General features: G+C 38.5%; 20 protein-coding genes, 1 pseudogene and 1 riboswitch. Of the genes and pseudogenes, 17 read left to right on the top strand and 4 right to left on the bottom strand.

Annotation, left to right across the window (positions count from 1 at the left end; genetic code table 11):
- Positions 1–7 precede the first annotated feature (7 nt).
- Positions 8–616, top strand: a complete 609-nt coding sequence (locus ABIE66_RS15130) for a flavin reductase family protein (protein WP_370015307.1) — start codon at positions 8–10, stop codon at positions 614–616.
- Positions 617–676: 60 nt separating this feature from the next.
- On the opposite strand, the gene ABIE66_RS15125 is transcribed toward ABIE66_RS15130, so the two are convergent.
- Positions 677–817 carry a hypothetical protein gene (locus tag ABIE66_RS15125; RefSeq protein ID WP_370015306.1) on the bottom strand — a complete coding sequence of 47 codons (141 nt, stop codon included), beginning with the start codon at positions 815–817 and terminating at the stop codon, positions 677–679.
- 27 nt (positions 818–844) lie between these two features.
- Positions 845–947: riboswitch (SAM riboswitch) on the top strand.
- An 87-nt stretch (positions 948–1,034) separates the two neighbouring features.
- Here ABIE66_RS15125 and mmuP point away from each other — a divergent pair.
- From mmuP to ABIE66_RS15110, 3 genes are all read left to right on the top strand, one after another.
- Entirely contained in the window at positions 1,035–2,423 is a 1,389-nt protein-coding gene (gene mmuP, locus ABIE66_RS15120; protein WP_370015305.1) for an S-methylmethionine permease, read from the top strand.
- On the top strand, positions 2,420–3,382 hold the full coding sequence (gene mmuM, locus ABIE66_RS15115) for a homocysteine S-methyltransferase (RefSeq protein ID WP_370015303.1): 963 nt from the start codon (positions 2,420–2,422) through the stop codon (positions 3,380–3,382). Before mmuP ends, mmuM begins: the two co-directional genes overlap by 4 nt.
- A 595-nt stretch (positions 3,383–3,977) precedes the next feature.
- A complete protein-coding gene (locus ABIE66_RS15110; RefSeq protein WP_162878727.1) occupies positions 3,978–4,145 on the top strand; it encodes a hypothetical protein in 168 nt (55 codons plus the stop codon).
- An 852-nt stretch (positions 4,146–4,997) separates the two neighbouring features.
- Here ABIE66_RS15110 and ABIE66_RS15105 read toward each other — a convergent pair.
- Positions 4,998–5,396, bottom strand: a complete 399-nt coding sequence (locus tag ABIE66_RS15105; RefSeq protein ID WP_289316167.1) for a helix-turn-helix domain-containing protein — start codon at positions 5,394–5,396, stop codon at positions 4,998–5,000.
- 230 nt (positions 5,397–5,626) lie between these two features.
- Between ABIE66_RS15105 and ABIE66_RS15100 the strand changes: the two genes are divergently transcribed.
- Both ABIE66_RS15100 and aspA read left to right on the top strand, forming a co-directional pair.
- Positions 5,627–6,613, top strand: a complete 987-nt coding sequence (locus tag ABIE66_RS15100; protein ID WP_370017056.1) for an asparaginase — start codon at positions 5,627–5,629, stop codon at positions 6,611–6,613.
- 23 nt (positions 6,614–6,636) lie between these two features.
- The gene (aspA, locus tag ABIE66_RS15095) at positions 6,637–8,067 is read left to right on the top strand and encodes an aspartate ammonia-lyase (protein ID WP_370017055.1); all 1,431 of its coding nucleotides are present in this window, start codon (positions 6,637–6,639) and stop codon (positions 8,065–8,067) included.
- Between the two features lie 283 nt (positions 8,068–8,350).
- Here the strand turns inward: aspA and glpT are convergent, their stop codons facing one another.
- Positions 8,351–9,712, bottom strand: a complete 1,362-nt coding sequence (gene glpT / locus ABIE66_RS15090) for a glycerol-3-phosphate transporter (RefSeq protein ID WP_370015301.1) — start codon at positions 9,710–9,712, stop codon at positions 8,351–8,353.
- A gap of 344 nt (positions 9,713–10,056) precedes the next feature.
- On the opposite strand from glpT, the gene ABIE66_RS15085 reads away from it, so the two are divergent.
- The 7 genes from ABIE66_RS15085 (at position 10,057) to ABIE66_RS15055 (ending at position 17,892) form a co-directional block, all read left to right on the top strand.
- Positions 10,057–11,207 (top strand): IS3 family transposase gene (locus tag ABIE66_RS15085; protein WP_370014669.1). Its coding sequence is split into 2 segments (ribosomal slippage): positions 10,057–10,306 and positions 10,306–11,207, totalling 1,152 coding nucleotides; the frame shifts between segments, so codons are not numbered across the junction.
- Positions 11,208–11,952: 745 nt separating this feature from the next.
- Complete coding sequence (locus ABIE66_RS15080; protein WP_370017054.1) at positions 11,953–12,480, top strand: DUF4309 domain-containing protein; 528 nt, start codon at positions 11,953–11,955, stop codon at positions 12,478–12,480.
- Between the two features lie 221 nt (positions 12,481–12,701).
- Positions 12,702–13,145 carry an SRPBCC family protein gene (locus ABIE66_RS15075; protein ID WP_289325307.1) on the top strand — a complete coding sequence of 148 codons (444 nt, stop codon included), beginning with the start codon at positions 12,702–12,704 and terminating at the stop codon, positions 13,143–13,145.
- 166 nt (positions 13,146–13,311) lie between these two features.
- The gene (locus ABIE66_RS15070; protein ID WP_289325306.1) at positions 13,312–13,575 is read left to right on the top strand and encodes a metal-sensitive transcriptional regulator; all 264 of its coding nucleotides are present in this window, start codon (positions 13,312–13,314) and stop codon (positions 13,573–13,575) included.
- Between the two features lie 233 nt (positions 13,576–13,808).
- Complete coding sequence (cls, locus tag ABIE66_RS15065; RefSeq protein WP_370015300.1) at positions 13,809–15,269, top strand: cardiolipin synthase; 1,461 nt, start codon at positions 13,809–13,811, stop codon at positions 15,267–15,269.
- Between the two features lie 372 nt (positions 15,270–15,641).
- Positions 15,642–16,391 carry a (S)-benzoin forming benzil reductase gene (locus tag ABIE66_RS15060; RefSeq protein ID WP_370015299.1) on the top strand — a complete coding sequence of 250 codons (750 nt, stop codon included), beginning with the start codon at positions 15,642–15,644 and terminating at the stop codon, positions 16,389–16,391.
- A 238-nt stretch (positions 16,392–16,629) separates the two neighbouring features.
- Positions 16,630–17,892, top strand: coding sequence for a glycosyl hydrolase family 18 protein (locus ABIE66_RS15055; protein WP_370015298.1), 1,263 nt, complete (start codon positions 16,630–16,632; stop codon positions 17,890–17,892).
- A gap of 207 nt (positions 17,893–18,099) precedes the next feature.
- Here the strand turns inward: ABIE66_RS15055 and ABIE66_RS15050 are convergent, their stop codons facing one another.
- Positions 18,100–19,323: an MFS transporter gene (locus ABIE66_RS15050; protein ID WP_370015297.1), complete on the bottom strand. Its 1,224-nt coding sequence runs from the start codon at positions 19,321–19,323 to the stop codon at positions 18,100–18,102.
- A 221-nt stretch (positions 19,324–19,544) separates the two neighbouring features.
- Between ABIE66_RS15050 and ABIE66_RS15045 the strand changes: the two genes are divergently transcribed.
- From ABIE66_RS15045 to ABIE66_RS15030, 4 genes and pseudogenes are all read left to right on the top strand, one after another.
- Positions 19,545–21,260, top strand: coding sequence for an ABC transporter ATP-binding protein (locus ABIE66_RS15045; protein WP_370015295.1), 1,716 nt, complete (start codon positions 19,545–19,547; stop codon positions 21,258–21,260).
- Between the two features lie 197 nt (positions 21,261–21,457).
- Positions 21,458–21,587: pseudogene (gene sat / locus ABIE66_RS15040) on the top strand (sulfate adenylyltransferase); the annotation flags it as partial.
- Between the two features lie 643 nt (positions 21,588–22,230).
- Positions 22,231–23,217: an NAD(P)-dependent alcohol dehydrogenase gene (locus ABIE66_RS15035; protein ID WP_370015294.1), complete on the top strand. Its 987-nt coding sequence runs from the start codon at positions 22,231–22,233 to the stop codon at positions 23,215–23,217.
- Positions 23,218–23,521: 304 nt separating this feature from the next.
- Entirely contained in the window at positions 23,522–24,055 is a 534-nt protein-coding gene (locus ABIE66_RS15030; protein ID WP_370015293.1) for a GNAT family N-acetyltransferase, read from the top strand.
- Positions 24,056–24,097: the final 42 nt, after the last annotated feature.

Here is a 24,097-nt window from a genome sequence, read left to right as displayed (position 1 = left end):
AATGAAGATGATTTCAGTAAATCCTGAAAGTCTGACTGAACGGGAAAATTATAAGTTTTTGACTGGAAGCATTATACCGAGACCCATAGCTCTGGTTACGACACAATCCGAAACCGGTACCATCAATATAGCGCCGTTCAGCTTTTTTAACATAGTCAGTTCCAATCCTCCGATGATTTCCATTTCTGTTCAACGGAAAGAAGGAGTTTCAAAGGACACTGCCCGAAATGCAATTCAATCAGGGGAATTCGTTGTTCATATCACTGATGAAAACAATGTTGCTGATGCAAATCGAACGGCCAAGGAACTCCCATCGGATGAAAGTGAATTGGGCCTGACCAATTTCACGACGGCTGTTAGTGATAAGGTATCCGTACCAGGATTGCAAGAAGCGAAGGTACGCTTTGAATGTAGATTAGAGCATGCGATTCCATTGGGAGGTTCCCTAGATAAACCTGGTTGTGATTTATTGATAGGGAAAATAGTCTGCTATCATATAGAGCAAGATATTTACCATAATGGCCGAATTGACCAGAATGGGCTTAAACCTGTAGCAAGATTAGCGGGTCATACTTATACAAAACTAGGGGAATTATTTGAAATGGAACGACCTTAAGTGATAAGAAAGAAAAAAAGGCGTCATCTTTTAAGATGTCGTCATTTTTTTATATCAAAATTATTCCCGGTTAGCATTATCTGCAATTCTAATACGGTGAGCGACTGTACCAAAACAAGCAATCATGCCGGAGGTGACAAAATCGTCTGAATGTAAAGGGAATTCTTTATATTCCAAAACAAAACTTGACAATTTTTTCATAGATTGATAAAGTTATAAAAAATTAATTTCTTATCCAGAGAGGTGGAGGGACTGGCCCTATGAAACCTCAGCAACAGGTCCGCTAAGACACTGTGCTAATTCCAGGGGGTGAAACCTTGATAGATAAGACCGTACGTTTCGTTTTTATTTGTCAGTAGCGCACTCTTTTTAGAGTGCGTTTTCGTTTTTTCTGGATGCAGGATAAAGGAGAGTATGAATGGAGAACAAAAGGAAACAAGAATTTCAAAGGGAAATGAAAACACGGCATTTAATCATGCTATCGCTTGGCGGGGTGATTGGAACAGGTTTGTTCTTAAGTTCGGGTTATACGATTCAGCAGGCTGGCCCGTTTGGCACCATCCTTTCGTATCTGATTGGAGCATTAGTGGTTTATCTAGTCATGCTATGTCTAGGTGAACTGGCAGTACATATGCCCGAGACAGGTGCGTTTCATAGCTACGCAGCCAAATACATCGGACCAGGGACAGGGTTTACAGTAGCCTGGTTATATTGGCTAACCTGGACTGTTGCACTAGGTTCGGAATTCACGGCTGCAGGATTGTTGATGCAGCGATGGTTTCCATCAATCAATGTCTGGATATGGAGTGCTCTATTTGCCATATTGGTTTTGGCATTAAATGCTTGGACCGTTAAGTTTTTCGCTGAATCCGAATTTTGGTTTGCGTCTATAAAGGTAATTGCGATTGTGATATTTATTATTTTGGGAGCAGCGACAATGGTAGGTTTTATTCCAATGACTAACTCACAATCAGCACCGCTATTTTCCAATTTTACAAGTGCAGGTTTATTTCCGAATGGTGCTTTTGCCATTATAATGACGATGCTTGCGGTGAATTTCGCATTTTCTGGAACTGAATTAATCGGAATTGCAGCTGGAGAAACTGTGAATCCAGAAAAAACGATACCAAAGGCAATCCGCATGACATTATGGAGATTGATCATCTTTTTTGTAGGAACCATCGTTGTATTATCCGCATTATTGCCTGTTTCGGATGCAAGTGTATTAGAGAGCCCCTTTGTTGCAGTACTTGAACGAATTGGAGTGCCATATGCAGCGGATATCATGAACTTTGTTATTTTAACTGCCATTTTGTCTGCTGCAAACTCAGGTCTATATGCCTCTTCCAGAATGCTTTGGTCCCTTGCAGATAAGAAAACGATATCACCTATATTTGCAAAATTAACAAAAAGAGGTGTTCCGATAAATGCAGTCATTTTCAGTATGTTGGGTGGTGGTTTAGCCTTGTTTTCGAGTATTATTGCACCGGATACGGTGTATATCGTCCTTGTATCCATTTCGGGTCTAGCGGTGGTTGTAGTTTGGATGAGTATTAGCGCTTCACAGTTCCTATTCCGAAGACGTTTTATAAAAGAAGGAAATTCAGTAAATGATTTGGCTTATCGTACACCATTATATCCGTTCGTACCAATCGTTTCTTTCATGCTCTGTCTTGCTTCTTGTATAGGAATTGCCTTTGACCCTACACAACGGATAGCACTTTATTGTGGTATTCCATTTATTTTGTTTTGCTATGGAACTTATTATATTACACAATCTTCAAAGAAAAGAGGAGTAAAATCATGAAGAATAAAATAAACCCAATTGACGCTATTTTACGAGATCATTCAGTCATGATTCTGGACGGAGCTCTAGCTACAGAGCTTGAGCGGTATGGATGTGATTTGGACGATCCCCTGTGGTCTGCACGAGTATTACTTGAAAATCCAGAAGTGATTTATAAGGTTCACTCTGCTTATTTTCGTGCTGGAGCGGACTGTGCGATAACTGCAAGCTACCAAGCCACCGTTGAAGGTTTCTCCCTGCGTGGGATACAAGAAAAAGAGGCCATGGAGTTAATTCGGAAAACGGTGTTACTCGCAAGGAAAGCAAGGGATGATTATTGGAAGGATGAAACGCAAACAAATAGACCCAAGCCATTGGTTGCTGCATCAGTTGGACCTTATGGGGCCTACCTTGCAGATGGTTCAGAATATGTAGGAAACTATGGTGTTTCAGATGAAACCTTAGTAGAATTTCATCGCCCAAGAATATCAGCTTTGATTGAAGCAGGTGCTGATCTCTTAGCATTTGAAACGATTCCATCCCTTCAAGAAGCAAAAGTATTGGATTCATTATTGAAAGATTATCCAGAAGTGTATGCTTGGCTATCCTTTTCCTTGAAAAATGAGAAAGCGATAAGTGACGGTACATTGCTGGAGGAGTGTACGAGGTTGTTTGAGGAAAATGAGCAAATTGCAGCGATTGGCATTAACTGTGCACCAGTATCAGTTGTCACGGAAGCTATCAATGTGTTGAGTGCAAACACGAAAAAACCAATTATTGTTTATCCGAATTCTGGTGAAACTTATAATCCGGATACCAAAACATGGCATGGTCAAGAATCTTGTAACAAGTTCGACCTGAAATCCGAAGAATGGCACCATGCAGGGGCACGTTTGATTGGAGGTTGCTGCAGAACGGCACCTCATCATATTGAAGAGATTTCAAGAAAGTGGCGACCATCCGAGGTGGTATCCTCATAGCCTTTTTTCTGGATTTCAAACTGTTTTTATAAGCTATGTAAGAAGTGGGGAAACCCTCCCTCTCGTCTTGTCAAAAATAAAAAGAACAGGAATCGTCTTAATCAGGCGGTTCCTGTTCTTTTTGTCTCTTTATTCAGATTTGAGTTATTGAAAGGAAAGGGAGAATTGCTTATTGTTTCAAGGGGCTTCTGAAATAAGTGATTCGTTTCATGTATGCCCTTGACCGAATTGCGCCTACTTAACGGTGGTTGCAGATCTTGCCGCTTGATTGCTTGGATCATGATGTACAATTAGACGAATATTGAACGAGAAAGGAGGGATTTGGAAATATTAGGTGCTATCTCTCGGGATTTAGAGAGTAATGTATCCGATTTTGCGCAGGTTCAGATTCACCTTTACTTTTTTAGCCAAACTGCTTAAGGCAACAATGTAAAACAGCCTTCATTAAAGCAAGAAGCAATGAGATGTGAGTCAACCTAGAATGAAAGTTCCTTATTGACAAAATGATTCACGATCAGTAAAAAGGGAAATTAAATCATATTTTTTTTACGCTTGGGAAAACTAAACAAACAAGAATAGAAAGGAGAGAATGAATATGAGTCGTGGTAAAAATTTTAATCACAAAGAAAAAGGACATCCAGGGAATTTACCTAATAATAGAATAAGCGAAGAGAAAGAACACAGTCGACAATATGAACAGATAGAGGATATTGTCACACATGAAGCTTTTAAAAATCGGGAAAAAGAAGACGAGATGCCTTAATTTATTGGGAAGCAGTATATAGTTTAGTCATTTTTTAAATATGCTCATAAGATAGTACTAGCAAGGTATTGCAATTTTATTGTTTGCTTAAGCAATTTCCCATTCTTTTAAGGCTTATAAAATTTCGCTTTCCGAAAAACAGCACATGAATAATAACGTATGTTCCACTTCATGATGATGGTTCCACCATTCAGCTTCGTATTTTCTTTTAAAGATTTCATTAATTTCCATATATGAGATTGGGAAAAAACCATGAGCTTTGCTATGGTTTTTTCTGTCATTGCAAATAATAAAGAGGGAAAGTAGGAGTGATTAAATGTAAATAAGCGAAAAAATCGAGGGAAAACGGAAGAATTACAAAAAATTCTGTTAAATTTTTTTTGTAAGAAGAGTGGAAAACAGGATAAAAATAATGGAGGATCTATGATAAGACGACTTTCTTCTATTAAATGATAAAAAACCTCCAACTTACTTTCTTGGGACATTGGTTTATTACAGAGCCCAGACCAGTTAGTAGTATAATCTATTTGTACACATATTATCTTGTCATAAAAAAATAGCGATCATTTTAGTCATGGAAGTGCGAACTTCAATAACGAGGACAACTTATCCTAACAAAAGTTAAGGGAGTTCATGTTCTTAAAGAATCTATCAAGCCTACCATATCTTAATTTTCCAAGTAAGTTAAATTCCAACTATCAGGAGATAGTGCAATAAGTCCACTTTATAACTATAAGACCCTGCTTTATGTCAAACGGTTCTGTCCCTCATAAATGTTTCAGGAAAATAGCAATTTGATTTCGTATTTTTGTTGCTAAATGAAAGGTTATATCAGATTCCACTTACCAGAACTTAGCCCAATGGCTCTTTTGTTTTATTAAGTTTATCTCGATTTACTTCCACTTCTCGCTTAGCTCTAATAAAAGCAATAAATTGAATCGTTTCTTCTTCAGAAAGAGAAATTCCATCGACAGAAAGCTTCATATTTGATAAATCGGTTAATTCCAAGACCTGAAGTGATTCTGTGGAAACCTCTTTAGGCAGAGAAGCTGGATAATCTACTCTACCTAGAAGATAATCGGTGGATGTATCATATAAGCCGGCTAATAAATTAATCGTTTCTAATGAAGGGCGGCGGTGGCCCGATTCGTAACCTGCATAGGTACTCTTGGCGATTCCGAGCCTGTCAGCCGTATATTGCAAAGACCACCTTTTGCACTTCCTTAATGTAGTTAATCTATTTAATATCATTTTTATTACTCTCCTTTTATATAAATCCATTATACCATCATATGACAATAAAGTGTACGCGTAATGAATAACTTTAGCTTGATTTCACACTTGAACAGAACTATAATTACATGTGATGTACGCGTAACATGAACATTTACAATGAATACATCCTTTCTGAGATGCTTAGAATGATTGGGATACAGGGAGGCTTTATAGGGGGTAGTAAATTGGAGAAATTGAATTCAAAAATTAAGAAGTTGATGTTAATTACTACCGGTGGTACAATTGCATCGTTAGAAGGGGAAAATGGACTGGTTCCAGGGATGAAAGCTGACGAAATTTTAGGTCACCTTCCGGGATTAGATGTATGTCAGATTGATAGTAAGCCTTTGATGAATATCGATAGTACAAATATGCAGCCGGAAGATTGGACAGAAATGGCACAATCCATCCATGAGCACTACCATGATTACGATGGCTTTGTGATCACCCATGGGACAGATACGATGGCTTACACTTCAGCTGCGCTCTCATATATGTTACAAGATTTAGGGAAACCAGTTATTATTACAGGTTCTCAAATCCCAATTGCCTTTAAAAAGACGGATGCCAAAAGAAATATCTCTGATGCGATTCGGTTTGCTTGTGAAGATATTGGAGGCGTATATGTAGTTTTTGATGGTAGAGTCATCCAGGGTACAAGGGCCATTAAATTGAGAACGAAAAGCTATGATTCGTTTGAAAGTATTAATTATCCTTATATTGCTTCCATATCAAAAGATAAAATTGAGTATCTTAAGCCAGTTCAATCAACAAAGAATAAGGAAGCCAAGTTAGATGCTTCCATTTGTACTGATGTTGCTTTGGTTAAGCTATATCCGGGGATTAAGCCCGAATTCTTTGATTTTCTGAAAAATCAATACCGGGGAATTGTAATTGAAAGTTATGGGAGCGGAGGTATTCCGTTTCAAGGAAGAAATATTTTAGAGAAGTTGAATGAGTTGGTCGAGTGTGGAATATCCATTGTCATTACTACCCAATGTTTAGAGGAAGGGGAGGATATGGATATATACGAAGTGGGACGAAAAGTAAATAAGAATGTCATCATTCGTTCCAGAAATATGAATACAGAAGCCATCGTTCCTAAGTTGATGTGGATATTAGCAAAGACACAGGATCCCAAAAAGGTGAAGGAATTGATGGAAACACCGATTGCAGAGGACATTACATTCTAGAACAAACAAAGGGGCAAGAGGAAATGTTGATAGATGAGAGAACATACCGAATTGAAAAAGACTTTCTTGGGGAAAAGGAAATTCCAGCAGATGTTTATTATGGAATACAAACTTTACGCGCTGTAGAAAATTTTCCGATTACCGGTTATAAAGTCAATGAAGAAATGATCCGTGCACTTGCTATGATAAAAAAAGCAGCCGCTTTAGCAAATATGGATACCAAACGCTTGTATGAAGGTATTGGAAACGCTATCGTTAAAGCTTCAGATGAAGTGATCGATGGAAAGTGGCATGAATATTTCATCGTTGACCCAATTCAAGGCGGCGCGGGCACTTCGATGAATATGAACATTAATGAAATCGTTGCCAACCGAGCGTTAGAACTTATGGGACACAATAAAGGTGAGTATGTTCATGTTAGTCCAAACAGCCACGTTAACATGTCACAATCGACGAATGACGTATTTCCAACTGCCATTCATTTATCAACACTACGACTATTAGAGCAGTTAATACAAACAATGACAAAGATGAGTACGGTCCTAAAGAATAAAGCAAAACAATTTGATCATGTTATCAAAATGGGTCGCACACATCTTCAGGATGCAGTGCCAATTCGTCTCGGGCAAGAATTTGAAGCATATAGTCGCGTATTAGAGCGGGATATAAAAAGAATCAGTCAATCACGTCAACATTTATATGAAGTGAATATGGGAGCAACTGCAGTTGGAACGGGATTAAATGCAGATCCGCGTTACATTGAAAATGTTGTTAAGTATTTAGCTGAAATCAGTGAATTGCCACTTGTCGGAGCAGAACATTTAGTAGATGCAACCCAAAATACGGATGCATATACTGAAGTTTCAGCTTCATTGAAAGTATGTATGATGAATATGTCTAAAATTGCTAATGATTTACGTTTGATGGCTTCAGGACCAAGAGCGGGATTAGGAGAAATCACTCTTCCAGCTCGTCAACCAGGTTCATCCATCATGCCAGGAAAAGTAAATCCAGTAATGCCAGAATTAATTAATCAAGTCGCTTTCCAAGTGATCGGGAACGATAATACGATATGCTTAGCATCAGAAGCGGGGCAACTAGAGTTGAATGTAATGGAGCCAGTGCTTGTATTCAATTTATTGCAATCTATCAGCATTATGAACAATGCTTTCAATGTCTTTACAGATTATTGTTTAGAAGGCATTGAAGCGAATGAGCAACATTTAAAAGATTATGTCGAACAAAGTGTTGGAGTGATTACAGCGGTCAACCCGCACCTTGGTTACGAAGTGGTTTCACGTATTGCGCGTGAAGCGATTTTAAAAGGAAAATCAGTTCGCGAACTTTGTTTACAGTATGATGTGTTAACTGAAGAAGAATTGGATTTAATTTTAAATCCTTATGAGATGACAAAGCCTGGTATAGCAGGTGCATCTCTTTTCGATCGGGAATAACCAGTAAATTTGTAGAAGACATTAAACTATATAATTTTGTTGGTATGACTATGCCTATTGGACCATTGGTTTATAGGCATAGTTTTTTATTGTATAATAATATTTTAATATGAAATTTTGCTCATTCATACGCACACCTGCGTGCGAAGATAAAAAAACCGAATATTCAGATTATAAATGAGGCTTGTAAGTTTATTTTGTGGTATTTTTGGCTATTGTCCTAAAAAATTAACCCCCTTAGAAATACATCTAAAGGGGAAGCTTGAGCTAAATGTTTCCTGTATTAGCCTTTTACTACTTCCTGTCCACGAACATTCCATGTAAATGCAAAAACCACTACTGCTAGAACACAAGAAATTGTTATCAATGTAAAGCCTGCATTCCAACCTGCAAAGTCCACTACATATCCCATAATGGCATTAGCCGCTACTGATCCACCTAAATATCCAAATAAGCCAGTCAGTCCTGCTGCAGTACCGGCAGCTTTTTTAGGAACTAAATCAAGTGCTTGTAGACCAATTAACATTACAGGCCCATAAATTAAGAATCCAATAGCAATTAGTGAAATAATATCAATCATTGGGTTACCTGCAGGGTTAAACCAGTAAACAAGGACAGCGATTAATACTCCTAGCATAAAGACAACCCCGGCCGGTCCACGACGCCCTTTAAAAACTTTATCCGAGATATAACCGCATAATAAAGTTCCCGGAATGCCTGCCCATTCATATAAGAAATAAGCCGTACTGGATTCGTCCATGTTGAAGCCTTTTTCTTCGCTTAAATAGGTCGGAGCCCAATCAAGTACCCCATAACGGACGAAATAAACAAAGATGTTTGCAATCGCAATCGCCCAAACCCATTTGTTATTTAAAACATATTTAAATAATATCTCTTTTGTTGTCAATTCTGTTTCAAACGTTTTTTTCATTTTATTTGGAAAATCATTACGATACTCTTCAATTGGAGGTAATCCAACTGATTGTGGTGTATCGCGTATTAAGATAAAAGAAATGATTGCGATTATAATAGCAACTATAGCAGGTAGTATAAAAATCCCTTCATAACCTGAATAAGAAGAACCCATAAATGTTGCAAAGATGGAGACACCTCCAATCGCCAATGGTGCCATTAAGCCACCACCCACGTTATGGGCAACATTCCATACCGCTGTTTTTCCACCTCTTTCACTAACACTAAACCAGTGAACAAGTACTCGGCCTGATGGAGGCCAACCCATTCCTTGAAACCATCCATTAATGAATAACATGATAAACATAATTGCAACCGATGATGTGAAAAATGGAACGACGCCCATAAGTAAGCTAACAATTCCAGCAAGAATCAATCCTACTGGCAAGAAGTACCGTGCATTACTTCGGTCTGATACAGTTCCCATTACAAACTTACTTATCCCATATGAAATCGAAATGGCTGATAATGCAAGACCCAGCTCTCCAGTTGTAAACCCTTCCTCCTTTAAATATGGCATTGCCATGGTAAAGTTTTTGCGAATTAAATAGTACGCTGCATAACCAATGAAGATTCCGATGAAAACTTGTAATCTGAGTTTCTTATATTCAGAATCTATTTTATCTTCAGGTAATCTTTCCACTGGTAGGGCAGGCTTAAATAATTTGAGCATCCAATTCCTCCTTATTATAATTTTGAACCAAGTTAAGTATCGATGTTGAAACATAAAAAAACCCACACCTAAATAGTGCCCTTTTTGTTTAAAAGGTCTATTAAAGCATGAGTCTCCAAATCTCCATCATCGTTAACTTGTAATAAATATACTATCTTTATAAGAAAACGCTGTCAACCGTTTTTTTGTGCGGGTTTGGACAGTGTCTGGCGCCATTTGCATCAAGTTAACCAAATAAAATTGTTTTAGTCGTAGTTTTAAAATCAGGACAATGGAGTTAGTATAGTTTCATGGACACATTTTAGTTAAGTCCTTACAATGATTTTTGAGAGGATGTGTCCGTCTTGGAACGTAAGAATACAGGTAAAAAATACAATAATGAATTCAAGAAGACTATTGTAGATCTTTATCACTCGGGTAATTCGGTCAAAGAATTAAGCGGCGAATATGGCGTATCAGAAGTTACCATTTATAAATGGGTTAAAGAATTTACTCCAATCGGTTTAGGGGAAGAGTCCATGACTCCAAAGGAATTAGCCGCCATTCAAAAGGAAAACCTTCGGTTAAAGCAAGAAGTTGAAATCTTAAAAAAGGCTATGGCCATATTCGCGAAAAAGTAACCGAAACAGATCTTACCGAATTTATTGAGGAACACAAGAAACAATATCCCGTACAGAAGATGTGTGAAATACTAGAAATCCCAAGAAGCAGCCATTATCAGTCCCTTCAAATAGTCGTATCAAATCGCGAACAGGAAAACCAAGAACTCACGAAGGAAATTCATCTCATTTACCTGGAAAGCAAGGGACGATATGGGGCTCCAAAGATTCATGAAAGCTTATTAACCAAAGGGTTTTCCCTAAGTCTAAAGCGTGTTCAACGCTTAATGAGCAAGGCGAGAATTCGTTCTATTACTAAGAAAAAATACCGTCCCTATCCATCTAAAGAAAAGGTTATTCAATTGGATAATTTGTTAAAACGAGACTTCACTACTCAGACCATTAATGAGAAATGGGTAGCAGATATTACGTATATCCATACGTTAAAAGACGGATGGTGTTATTTAGCTTCGGTATTAGACCTTCATTCTAAGAAAATAGTAGGGTATTCATTTTCTCGTTCAATGACGACAGAACTGGTCATAAAAGCTTTCAATAACGCACACCTATCACAAAAGCCCTCGGAGGGCTTAGTTCTTCATACCGATCTTGGCTCACAATATACAAGCAGTGAGTTTACTCAACATATCCAAAACCATCATATTAAGCAATCCTTTAGTCAGAAAGGTTGCCCGTACGATAATGCCTGTATTGAATCCTTTCATGCCCTATTAAAGAAGGAAGAAGTCAACCACGTACAATATCTAGACTATCAAACAGCTAAATTAGCGATGTTCCAATTTATTGAAGGTTGGTATAACCGAAAAAGAATTCACAGCAGCTTGGGTTATCAAACCCCACAAGCCATTGAAGATCGAATTAGGAATACAGCTTAAGATTTAACTTTTTAGTGTCCAAAATATTGACTCAAATCCAACAATTTGAATGAAATGTGGTCCACTTGAAATGGCATGATCGGTATTAATCTTTCGATTGAAAGGATCAATAAATCGAGATAGAGCTAAATCGTAACGATGTGTTATGTTTTATGGGAATAACTAAATTAAGACAAGACGACACAACTGTATAAAATGCAATGCCCTGATTGTAAATGGAATTCATAGCTTGAAGAGAGGCATTTATACTTGTTTTTTGTTACGGTAGATTCAGTAGCCTCTGCAAATGATGGCTACTTCATTCCCATCTTCCGATTTCGTTCCTGAAACAAAAAAGCAGTTCTTAATCTTTTGGAATGCTCATCACTTTGAAAAGATTTTTTTCAGTACGAATGGCATGTGTCCAAAATACCAACGAATATTAATAGTAAAGGTAAAACCAAATGGAATGATATAGGCAATTCATTCAGTAACAGTCTAAATCATTTGCACAGTATTATTTAGCCCAGTTTCCAAACGGCAAATAATTTTTGTTCCAAAAAACTTTCATTTTGTTGAAGATATAACGTCCTTATTATGAGTGAAGAATGACACGTTTAAGAGGATTGAAGATGGTATTATTCTCAATTATTGAGCATATATAGAACTGCTGGATTACCTTGAATTTTCGGGATCCCTAATTAAAAGCGGTTAAAATAGTGTAAGTAGTCATTATCACGAGAAAGGGAGGATAACTTTGAAACAAGTGAATCGTTTTATCCGAAGCTTTACATTTCTAATGCTGGCATTTTTCATGTTTAGTGGGCAGGCTGTTTTTGCTTCTTCAGCTTCAATATCATCACAGTCCACGCCAGATCTCTTGATTAGGCAGATCATGGGATTAGCCTATGAATCCCAACAATCCATTAACAGTAAACCATTTTCTGTAGGTGATTCGTTGAAGAAAGTGGAAAAAGAATGGGGTACACCGGAAGATTTAAGTACTGTTGCAGCTAATTATTGGAGCCGTAATGTCCGATTTCTCTATGACGGCTCAACAGGTAGAAAAACGATTACCGCAATTGAGGATTTTGATCCGCAATTGCAAACGATTCATTTATCTAAGGTGAAGGGATTGATTGGTGAACCTGTAAGTGAAGAGGAGCAAGAAGGAATGTATTATGTCACTTATACAGATTACGTAAATTATAAAGTGGTCTTCGTGTTTGAGAGCGCCTGGATTAACCCTGATCCAAAATTGAATATGTATACGGTAGAATTTGCGTCCGATTAACGAGTAAAAGACATAAAAGGATCGTCCCGTTATTCCAGAGGGGCGATTCTTTGAATTTGAATGGTTGAAGGTTTTTAATGATCCAAATCTTTTAACTCGTATATAAAACAAATCCAAGAGGTAATATCGTGAAAATTTGTTTCCGTATCTAACCGTTCTATTCAATATTGTTCAGCCATACATTAAAAAGATGTAAGTAAAATGTTTAAGGGGGAACTGCTTTGTCAGAAGGTGTGCATAGTATCATATTACCTGTTCCAATAAAAACAGTATGGGGATTTGTCAGTGTCATAGATCGTTGGGCACCTCTTGTCCCAGGATATATCAATCATGTGATGATAAATGATGGGACACTTATATGGGAGTTTAAAAGCGATTTGGGATTAATGAAAAAGAAAATTAAACTTGAAGTGAATATATTGGAATGGAACGAACCCGATAAGGTAACATTTAAACTTAAGGGATTAAATGAAAAATTTGATGGGCATGGTTATTTTCTTGCAGAACAGTGCGGAAATGGACAGACTAAAATGACTGGTTGCCTGGCTATCTCGGCAAAAGGAGCTAAAGCCCCTATAGTAAATGCTTTGTTAAAAACCTATGTTCCCCAAATGACGATCGAGTTTTCTGAGGCTGTTGCACAGAGTCTTCTTGTAGAAAAATAGAAATTACATATGGAGCTAGGATATTGGCACTTGACAAAAATACGTAAGTGGTATGTATTATAAATTGTAAGATTTTTATCAAGCTTCATTTAATACTGAATGGGTTTTGTGATGGATGTCTGGATAGGATTCATAAGTAATAGGCAGAGTAGGAGGCCGACCTCACATGGAATATGATAAGCAGATGAAAAATAGAGTGAAGCGAATTGAAGGTCAGCTTCGTGGGATATTGAAAATGATGGAGGAAAACAAAGATTGTAGAGATGTAGTAACGCAGTTATCTGCCACTAGATCCGCGATCGATAGGACAATCGGGGTTATTGTAAGTTCCAATCTCGTAGAATGCGTTCGTGAGGCTAATGAAACCGGAGAAAAGAATCCCGAAGAGCTAGTCAAAGAAGCTGTGAATTTATTAGTGAAAAGTCGGTAAAAACTCGCATTTTTTATAAATGTGAGTTGGGAATTTTAAGAGAATGGTTATAAGACTACCTGACATACTGGGGAAATTTAGTGTGCGGGTGGATGGATTACTTTAAATGGGCCTCTACAGAAAGAGGCCTATTTTTGTGAATTCTCTGTTTTCCTTTTCTAATAAGCAAATCCTTTGATATAAAGAATTTGCATGTTATCCTTAAAGGGATAAAAATTGAGTGAGGGTATGCTATGGAATTTACGCATGTTACATCGGTTTTGCTCGGCCTCGTTATCATTCTTAATATATTATTTGCCACGATTGTCATATTTTTTGAAAGAAGGGAAGCGAGCACGACCTGGGCTTGGTTATTGGTGTTATTTTTTCTGCCTGTAGCCGGTTTTATTTTATACCTCCTTTTTGGAACAAGTTTAAGGCACGCCCACTTATTCCAATGGGAGGACAAGAAGAAGATTGGAATTGAAGAAATCCTTGATAAACAGATGGAAGATCTTTCTATGGATCATTTTCCCTTTCGAAATGCTTCTTCGAGTAATTATCGTGATTTGATTTATATGCACCTCCGGAACAATGATGCCGTTCTTACGGAAGATAATCAAGTCGATATTTTTACGGAAGGAAAAAGGAAGTTTGACCAGCTTTTTAAAGATATTGAAGAGGCCGAAAACCATATTCATATACAATATTACATCATCCAAAGGGACGGCCTAGGTAAGCGATTCATTGAAGCTTTGACTAGAAAGGCTAATGAAGGTGTCAAAGTTCGCCTTCTTTATGACGAGCTGGGTTCAAGAGGAATGACTAAAAGTTTCTTCAGGGAATTTAGGCAGGCAGGAGGACGAGTGGAGGCATTTTTTCCATCCAAGTTAAAATTTATTAATTTACGGTTGAATTTCCGTAACCATCGAAAGCTAGTCATTATAGATGGAAAGGTAGGGTATGTTGGAGGCTTTAATGTTGGGGATGAATATTTAGGGCTTAATCCAAAATTCGGTTATTGGCGTGATACACACCTTCGAATAAAGGGTTCGGCTGTCAAAGCCATTCAAACACGTTTTATCCTGGACTGGAATCAGGCTTCAAAGCACCATGATATAACTTATCAGCCTCATTATTTCCCTTCAACTTTAAAGCCTCAAGGCAATATAGATTTGCAAATTGTGACAAGTGGGCCGGATTCTGAATGGGAACAAATTAAAAATGGCTATATTAAATTAATTTCTTCAGCAAAGAAATCGATTCTCATTCAAACACCTTACTTCATACCTGATGCAAGTTTATTGGATGCACTCAAAATTGCCAGCTTATCGGGATTAGATGTAAAGATCATGATTCCGAATAAACCTGATCACCTTTTCGTTTATTGGGCAACAACGTTCAATGCAGGGCAGTTATTAAGAGCAGGAGCTAAGATATACATCTATGATAACGGCTTTATACATGCTAAGATGATCGTGGTGGACGAAGAGGTCTCTTCGGTGGGGACAGCTAACATTGATGTCCGAAGTTTTAAATTGAATTTTGAAGTCAATGCCTTCATATATGATGAAGGAATAGCCGAAACACTGACAAGGATTTTTTATAAGGATGTCGAAGTCTGCAGGCACCTTACAATTGAAGAGTTCGAAAAGCGATCAAAATGGATCCGCTTTAAAGAGTCCATTGCTAGGCTGGTATCACCGATTTTATAGCTTAATAAATAAGCGGCCATTACTATAAGGGCCGCTTCAGACTGTAGACAAACTCGAGAAAAGCGGGTTTGCCTGCATTTTTTTATTTAAAAAACATTCCAGCTGTTTTAGAAATCCGTTCCCTGTCAGCTGACTGTCTGCCAAAGTCTCCTCTGGTGTCTCGGCTAGCAAGTTTTCGGCAGGAGTGTCGCATAAAATCTTGAAGTATAACCAATCTTATTTTAAGGCGTGGTATTCATTCCCTCGATTAAATCGTGAAAGGGAATGAGGCCATTCCAAACCTCGTTTTGTCGACCAAAAGAAGCGGCCCTTTACTATATGGGCCGCTTCTTTTGGTACAATAGATAATGATTCAAAAAAGGGGGGAATGCCGTGGAAACTTTTATAATCACAGGTGCTTCAAAAGGTTTAGGGGCAGCGATTGCCAAGGGATGTTTGCGGACAAGTGATCATTGCATTTTAGTTTCCCGTACAGCTCATCCTGAAATGGAGGAGATGGCTGACCAATCCGGGACGAAACTTACTTTTATATCGATGGACTTGAATGAAACTGAAAAGTTACCTTCCTTGGTCAATGAGATCCTTGCTGCTGTCGATGAAACAAGTGACATTTTCTTCATTAATAATGCAGGTGTCATTGAACCGATAAAGCCGGTAGGAAACCTTGGTAAAGTAAATTTGGAAACCAGCATGCGGGTGAATTTCATGGCACCCATCGTATTGGCGGATGAATTCGTTAAACAGACTAAGGACTGGAACCGAAAGAAGGTAATGGTGAACATATCTTCAGGTGCAGCAAAAAATCCTTATCATGGTTGGGCAGCATACTGCAGTACCAAGGCGGGGCTAGAAATGTTCACCCGGGTTGCAGGGTTGGAACAGGGTAAAGTGTCGTTCCCTACGTCTCTTATATCTTTTTCACCAGGTGTAATGGACACGGAGATGCAAGGGACAATCCGGTCAGCAGACGAACGGGACTTTTCCGATCGAGACAAATTTCATGATTATAAAGAGAAGGGCATGTTAAGGAGCCCCGAATTTGTGGCAGAAAAACTATTGAAGCTTCTGGCAGTGGAAGATTTGGAGAATGGGAAGTTCTACGATATTAAGAATTTGCTTTGATGTATGGAAGAACGGCTGAAACAGAAATCGATTGATGTCCTATAGCGTGGGGGGTGTCCTTTTTGGACAGCCTCTTTTTTAGTAATCCTTTATTCCAATTCACTTAAACCTCCCCAATTATAAATATTGCATCTGAAGACTAAAAATCCAAGATATCATCATTAGGAAATATGATAATTCGTTCTATCTAATTACCTGGATAACATAAACTTTTTGGAGGGGGTTTGGAGGGTTTTGAATGACGATCATTATTGTAAAAAAGGGAGACAGTCTTTGGCAAATTGCTACGAAAAATAAAGTTGACCCATCGAGGATTATTGAAGTCAACGGATTGGAATCAACAGCTTTGGTTCCTGGCCTGGCACTGTATATACCTGATGAAAATGTGGTGAATCGGAGGTATCTAATTAAAAGTCGGGATACCCTCTCTGGAATCGGCATTCGTTTTGGAACGAGTGCAGCGGCAATCACGGAGGCTAATCCAGGACTTGTGGCGAACTCGCTAAAGGTCGGCACGGAAATTTCGATACCGTCTCCTTACAAAAATCAATTGATTACGCTGGGGTTTGCCTTCCCGGATTCAGGCGGAGTAGTATTTGAAACACTTGAGGAGAATGGTGATAAATTATCCTATTTAGCCATTGTAGCTTATACCTTTACCAATGAAGGCTATGCATTCGCTGATGGTGATGATCTCCCCCTTATCGCGAAATGCGAGCAGACCGGGGTGACGCCGCTATTGATGATCCGGAACTTTAAAGACGGTGATTTTGATGCTGACTTGGCGGGTGGTGTCCTTAATAGTCCAGTATACAGAGCGAATTTAATCAATAGTATGCTGAATTTCGTTAGGGAGAAAGGCTATGGGGGTGTCAGTATGGACATCGAATTCATCCCGCCTGCCAGACGTTCTGATTATGTGCTTTTTTTAAAAGAATTAAAGGAAGAGTTGAACGAACTGATCCTGCATGTGAATGTACATGCAAAAACAGCGGATAATCCTGATAATCGAATTGTAGGCGGTCATGATTATCGGGGGATTGGAGAGGCAGCCGACCTTGTTGCCGTGATGACCATTGATTATGGGTATCCGACTGGCCCACCTGAACCAATTTCCCCACTTTGGTGGATGGGCGAGGTTCTCCGTTATGCATTGTCGAAAATTCCTGAGTATAAATTACAGTCAGCATTTCCCATGTATGGATACGATTGGATAGTCCCAAGCCATGAGACAAAGGCTTTATCAGCTCAAAATGCCCAAAATCTTGCCATTGCAACTGCGGCGGAAATCACTTTTGACACTTCAGCGGCTTCACCTACCTTTACTTATCAAAGAGAGAATTCGAATCATGTTGTGTGGTTTGAAGATATTCGTTCGATAAGTACAAAATATGAAGTGATTGATGCATATGAACTGATAGGTGCAACTTATTGGCAGATAGGTTTGGAATTCCCACAGAATTGGGCGTTTATCGAACAGAATATCTTGATTATCAAATAGAATTATTGGGTGCATGCGGTGATAAGAGAAGTTGAGGATATTTTTGCTTGTTTGGTTGTGTGACTTTTTTCAGGGCCAAGCCAATCACACCGAGCAAGATTTATGAGCGCCAATCGTGTTCGACTGGTCTTGAAACCAATAAAAAGAAAGGAGCCATGGAAAACAAAGGCTCCTTTTCTTTAATGGTGAATCGAAAGGAATGCAGGATCAGCTAGGCATATTAGATGACTTGGCAGTGATTGAGTGCAACTCCTTCCTTTTAAAAATTGCATAAATAAAGGCAAGGAATATTAGGATGGAAGAAAATTGGAACGTTGTTTTGACACTGTATGTTTCCGTTATATAACCCAGCAGTAAGACAGAACCGGCAAATGTAAGATTGATGACCGCTCCCCAAACTGAATAAATTTTCGCAAGAGTCTTTTCCGAAGCATGGTCTTGGAATAACTTAGTGTAAATCACTTCCCGGATTTGTTCCGGAAGGCCGTACAGGCATGCCAGCAGCAAAGCCAAAGCAGGAATATTGGTAGTTCCAAAAAGCAGGATCAACAGTGAACTGAGAAATAGGCCGAAAGTGATGAAGAATCCTATATATTTTTCTAGTAACTTGGCAAAACGGATGACGATCAATCCACTGAAAATCATGCCGATAAAGTAGCTTGTGTTAATGTATCCCCACCACTCCTCACCAAGTTGCAGGTTCTGTTCAACATACACATATATAACGGCAGCTACCCACACGCTTGAAGCTAGAGTTGTGATAAAATCAATGGAAATGAGTGTACGGATAGTTGGAATTTGGCGAATCGCAACCCATCCGGATTTAATCGAATCCCAGTTTGACGGATGAACAGTGTCCGTTGTTTGTCCTGAGACTTCAATTTTTACTGTATAGAACGTTGAAACGGCAAATAGTATGACCGTTAGCCAAATAATGATACTGCTGTTGGTACTTATTAATAAAACGGAACCGAGTGGCCATCCAGCTACAAAGATGATCTGGGTGACCACATTCAAGAAACCATTCGCTTTCATCCGTTCTTCCATTGGAACTAATTGTGGAACCAAAGCTGCGCTAACCGGGGCAGCGACTCCATCCAATAATGAAATCAAGGCAATGAAGAATATAACCGGAACAGCAATACCATGATTGGTATTTGTTATATAGATTCCTAGGACAACGAGTAATATAGTTTTCCACCATTGAGATTGTACAAGGATTCTTTTTAACGGAAACCTGTCGATGACAACGGGGGCAAGCAGACTGCTGATAAATCGAAAAATCGTTGTAGTGAAAGGGAGCAAACTCAAATAAAAAGCCGATCCCGTTAAGGTATATAATAGTGAAATCAACCCGACTACATAAAATATATCCCCTAGATTTGCAAACGCCTGACCTATCCACAGGGACCGAAAAGATGTGTTTTTCATGAATACCATCCTTTTGCGAGAATAAAGTCCATTGATATTTAGAATGGATTTTTTTATTTACACTGGATTCACTCCTTCATTTAATAGAATGCTTGAGCCGGGTTGGGCTGGTTTATATAGATGATTTTACCATAATATGAACATGACGGTTCTGAAATGCTTGCTGATTATTGAATATGGAATTATACTCCTTAATATATGTATAAAAGGAGAAAAATTTGATGATTCGACGTTTTGCTTCATATTACCTGCCGCATAAGCGGTTATTCATTATTGACTTCTTCAGTGCAGTGGTCGTTGCTGTACTTGAACTCGCATTTCCGCTAGCCGTTCAGTGGTTTATAGATACACTGCTGCCTGGGGACGAGTGGTCGGCAATTGTTACGGTAAGTGCCGGTTTGTTCCTTCTTTATATCATTAGTACCTTCTTACAGTTCATCGTAGGGTATTGGGGTCACAAATTGGGTATAAATATTGAGACTGATATGCGTGAGGAATTATTTGAACATGTGCAAAAACAATCTTTTCGTTTTTTTGATAACACGAAAACCGGTCATATCATGAGCCGCATAACCAATGATCTGTTCGATATTGGTGAACTTGCTCACCATGGTCCCGAAGATTTATTCATTGCCTTCATGACTTTTATAGGCGCATTTTGGATTATGTTGACAATAAATGTGAAACTGGCACTCATATCGGTTTGTATTTTACCATTCCTCGTTTTATTAATTGTCATAAGTAATTTAAAGATGAATAAAGCCTGGAAGGAAATGTTTACAGAAGTTGCGGATGTAAATGCCCGTGTGGAAGATAGCGTCTCTGGTGTGAGAGTTGTACAATCCTTTACGAATGAAACATATGAAATGAAACGATTTTCTACTAATAATCGCAGATTCCGTAAAGCTAAACTTCTAGGATATAAAGTAATGTCCTTTAGCTTATCAGGCATTTACATGATGACGAGGTTTATGACCCTTGCCGTGTTGGTGATGGGAGCCTGGCTAACTTTTCATGGGCAGCTCTCATATGGTGAACTGGTTGCATTCGTCTTGTATGTTAACGTACTCTTTAAGCCTATCGACAAAATCAGTGCGTTGATGGAACTCTATCCAAAAGGGATGGCCGGCTTTAAGCGTTTTACGGAACTTCTGGATGTAGCGCCTGATGTCGAGGATAAAAAGGATGCAATCGCGGTATCTACCCTATTAGGGGATATTTCCTTTAAGGACGTTTCTTTTAATTATGAAGACAAAAAATCCGTGTTAAAAGGTATTGATCTTACTATTAAAGCAGGTGAAACCATCGCTTTTGTCGGGCCATCAGGAGCAGGGAAAACGACCATATGTTCATTGATCCCACGATTTTATGATGTTAATGCCGGTTCAATTTCAATTGATGGGATCGATATTCGAGAGATGACGAAAAAGTCATTGAGGTCACAAATTGGCATTGTCCAACAAGATGTGTTTCTTTTTACAGGAACTGTAAAAGAGAACATTGCGTACGGAATGCTTGACGCAACAGATGAACAAATTCTGGAAGCCACAAGGAAAGCCCATTTAGAGACTTTCATTGAAGGACTTCCAGAAGGTTATGAGACACAAATAGGAGAACGTGGTTTGAAATTATCGGGAGGACAGAAACAACGAATTGCAATAGCAAGGATGTTTTTGAAAAATCCGCCAATATTAATTCTTGATGAGGCAACCTCTGCACTTGATACTGAAACGGAAAGAATAATTCAGCAGGCCCTTACTGAACTAGCTGAAAACAGAACAACGTTAATCATCGCGCACCGATTGGCAACTATCCGAAACGCTGACAAAATCGTTGTAGTTACGGAAGAAGGGATTGCTGAAGAGGGCGGTCACGATGATTTACTTAAGCAGGGGGGCATTTTTGCCAATCTGCATCAATTACAATTCCAAAAATGATAAAAAGCTATATGTCCTCACGAGGATATATAGTTTTTTTAATAGAATTTGAATGGAGTTCAATCAATAATGACCAGATAAACGACAATTTCAAAATGACGTTTCAAAAGGAATCTAACAAATAAACTTTTAATGAAGTAATTGAGAATGGGATAAACATTTGCCGTTATTTAGATTCGGTAAAAAAGAGAAATTGAACGAGGAATCCTGTATACCGAGCACATGAATACTAGCAAAACTGCATTGGAATCCGTTGATGGACTATTATTGCATCTCTTGTCGGTGAACGAAAAAGATGATATACCCGCAGATGTTCGAAGGAAAACTTGAGTTAACGCGTCTTGAGGTGGCTGAAGTACTTATAAGAGGCATGAAGATACAAGGATCCGAGTAAGCTATTGTAAACGCGTTTAAAGAGATTATTCAAAATCGCTTATTGGAGGGGATGCGGATTAATACAAAGAGTGCAATACTTAAATTTAAGAATTCCAGTTCACATCAATCCTTGTTTTGATGCCAGAATGTAGTATTTAGTTCTTTCAATATAAAACTCCCTAAGTTAATTAAGTATTTCTTACGAATGCTCGCTTATTCGCTGGATTTCATTCCATTGGGTATCGTAAGAATGAGTGAATAAAAAAGGGGTTTGACCGTTTGAGCAGTATGAAGGCAGAGGGAAACAAAGGTATTAACCTAAACTCCTTAATATTCCATTTTCTGCTTAATTTCTGACGACACCCTCGGAGATCTTACTCACCCATGTCTCAACGCTTCATATTTATATGCTGTTCGTGAGCTTCCTCCTTAAGATGAGTTTTGGTTTGTGTACTCTCATCATACTGAGGGGCTCTATTTTTTTCAAAGCCGATATATAATCCTCTACAGGAATGCTAACGGAGCAAGATAGTTTAAGAACAGTTATTGAAGATTCGTAGATATTAAGTGAATTTAACGAATTGGAGGAGGATTAATGAAAGCAATTGTGTACACAAGGTACGGTCCCCCTGACGTTCTTCAACTGAAAGAGGTAGAAAAGCCTACTCCTAAGGAAAATGAAATACTGGTGAAAGTGAAAGCGACAACGGTAACAATGGGGGATATTCGGTCACGGAGCTTTACAGTTCCCCTCTCTGTTTGGCTGCCTGCTCGAATAATAATGGGATTAAGACGTCCCAAGAAATCCATTTTGGGCTTGGAGTTATCTGGGGAAGTTGAGTCAGTAGGTAAAGATGTCAAGTTGTTTAAAGCAGGTGACCAGGTTTTTGCAGCTTCCCAAGTGGGGTATGGTGCTTATGCCGAGTATAAGTGCCTGCCTGAAGACGGACCAGTTTCGATTAAACCCAATAATTTATCTGTTGAGGAAGCCGCAGCCATTCCAATTGGGGCACGTACAGCATTGTTTTATCTTAGAAAAGCTAACATTCAGAGTGGTCAAAAGGTTCTTGTCTATGGTGCTTCAGGAAGTGTAGGAAGTTATGCAGTACAAATTGCCAAGTATTTCGGAGCAAAAGTTACCGGGGTTTGCAGTACTACGAATTTAGAATTGGTAAAATCTCTTGGAGCCGATAAGGTCATCGATTACACATCAGAGGATTTTTCCAGAGATGGTGAGACCTATGATGCTATCTTTGAAGCTGTAAACAAGAGTCCGTTTTCAGCTTGTATGAAATCGCTAAAGAAGGACGGAACCTATCTAAATGTCACCGTACCGTTACCTGGTGTTCGAATGCTATGGACTAAATTGACAACCAGCAAGAAGCTGATATTGAGTCAAAATTCACCTGAAACCCCCGAAGCTCTGAACTTCCTCAAAGAACTTGTTGAAGCGGGGAAGTTAAAAGTGGTCATTGACAGATATTATTCGTTTGAAGAAATAGTTCAAGCCCATAGATATGTCGAGAAAGGACACAAGAAGGGAAATGTCGTAATAAGTATGGAACCTAACAGCAAATCCTAATAAATGAAGCTCTATCCAATCACATCAGGGCAAGTAATTTGGAATCCATACATCATGAAATGTGTTTATAGGTTGGAAGCCACGGAAAAACAAAAGTGAGTTTACAATCGAGCTCTCAAAAAGCTAAAGGTGCGTTCTTATTAAAAGGTTAGCCGGTTCATACCGGTTGACCTTTCTTAAAATTGGAAATCTAATATATCAGTAGCCAGGGTAGTATGTACGGGTGTTATTGAGGAGTGCCTCTGATCGAAATAGGCCATGAATTTTTTAGAGGAATCTAGTTTTAAGCAAAGGGAGTGGAAAAATGTTTCCTATACTAGAAACAAACAGGTTGGTCTTAAGAGAATTGGTCGAAGGTGATGCATTAGATATATTAAAATGTTTTTCCAATCCAGATGTATTACGATATTATGGGCAAACTCCGTTGACAAATACAGATCAAGTGAAGCAAATAATTAGAAATTTTTCTAAGAATTTCGATGAAAAACGTGGTATTAAATGGGGAATTGAATTGAAAGGGAAGGATGGCATCATTGGAACAATCGGATTTCAAGAATGGTCTCATGAACATAAGAGAGCAGAACTGAGCTATGCACTTTTCCCAAATTATTGGGGTAACGGTTATGCAACAGAGGCTGTCAGCAAGGTGATTTCTTATGGTTTTGAAGAGCTTGACTTAACGCGTATTGGAGCAATTGTTTTTATTGAAAATAAAGCATCCGATAAGTTGTTGACAAATTTAGGTTTCATTAAAGAAGGGATATTGAAAAATTATATGTACCAAAATGATGTTTCATTTGATACTAATCTATATTCTTTATTAAAGCAAAAATCCTAATGCTATTAAACTAACGCATCCTTAGTTGTAGATCGGAGCTGT

This window comes from Peribacillus sp. B2I2, from assembly GCF_041261685.1.
Classification (GTDB): Bacteria; Bacillota; Bacilli; order Bacillales; family DSM-1321; genus Peribacillus.
Note: the sequence above shows the minus strand (reverse complement) of the source record. Positions and strands in the feature narration are given on the sequence as shown.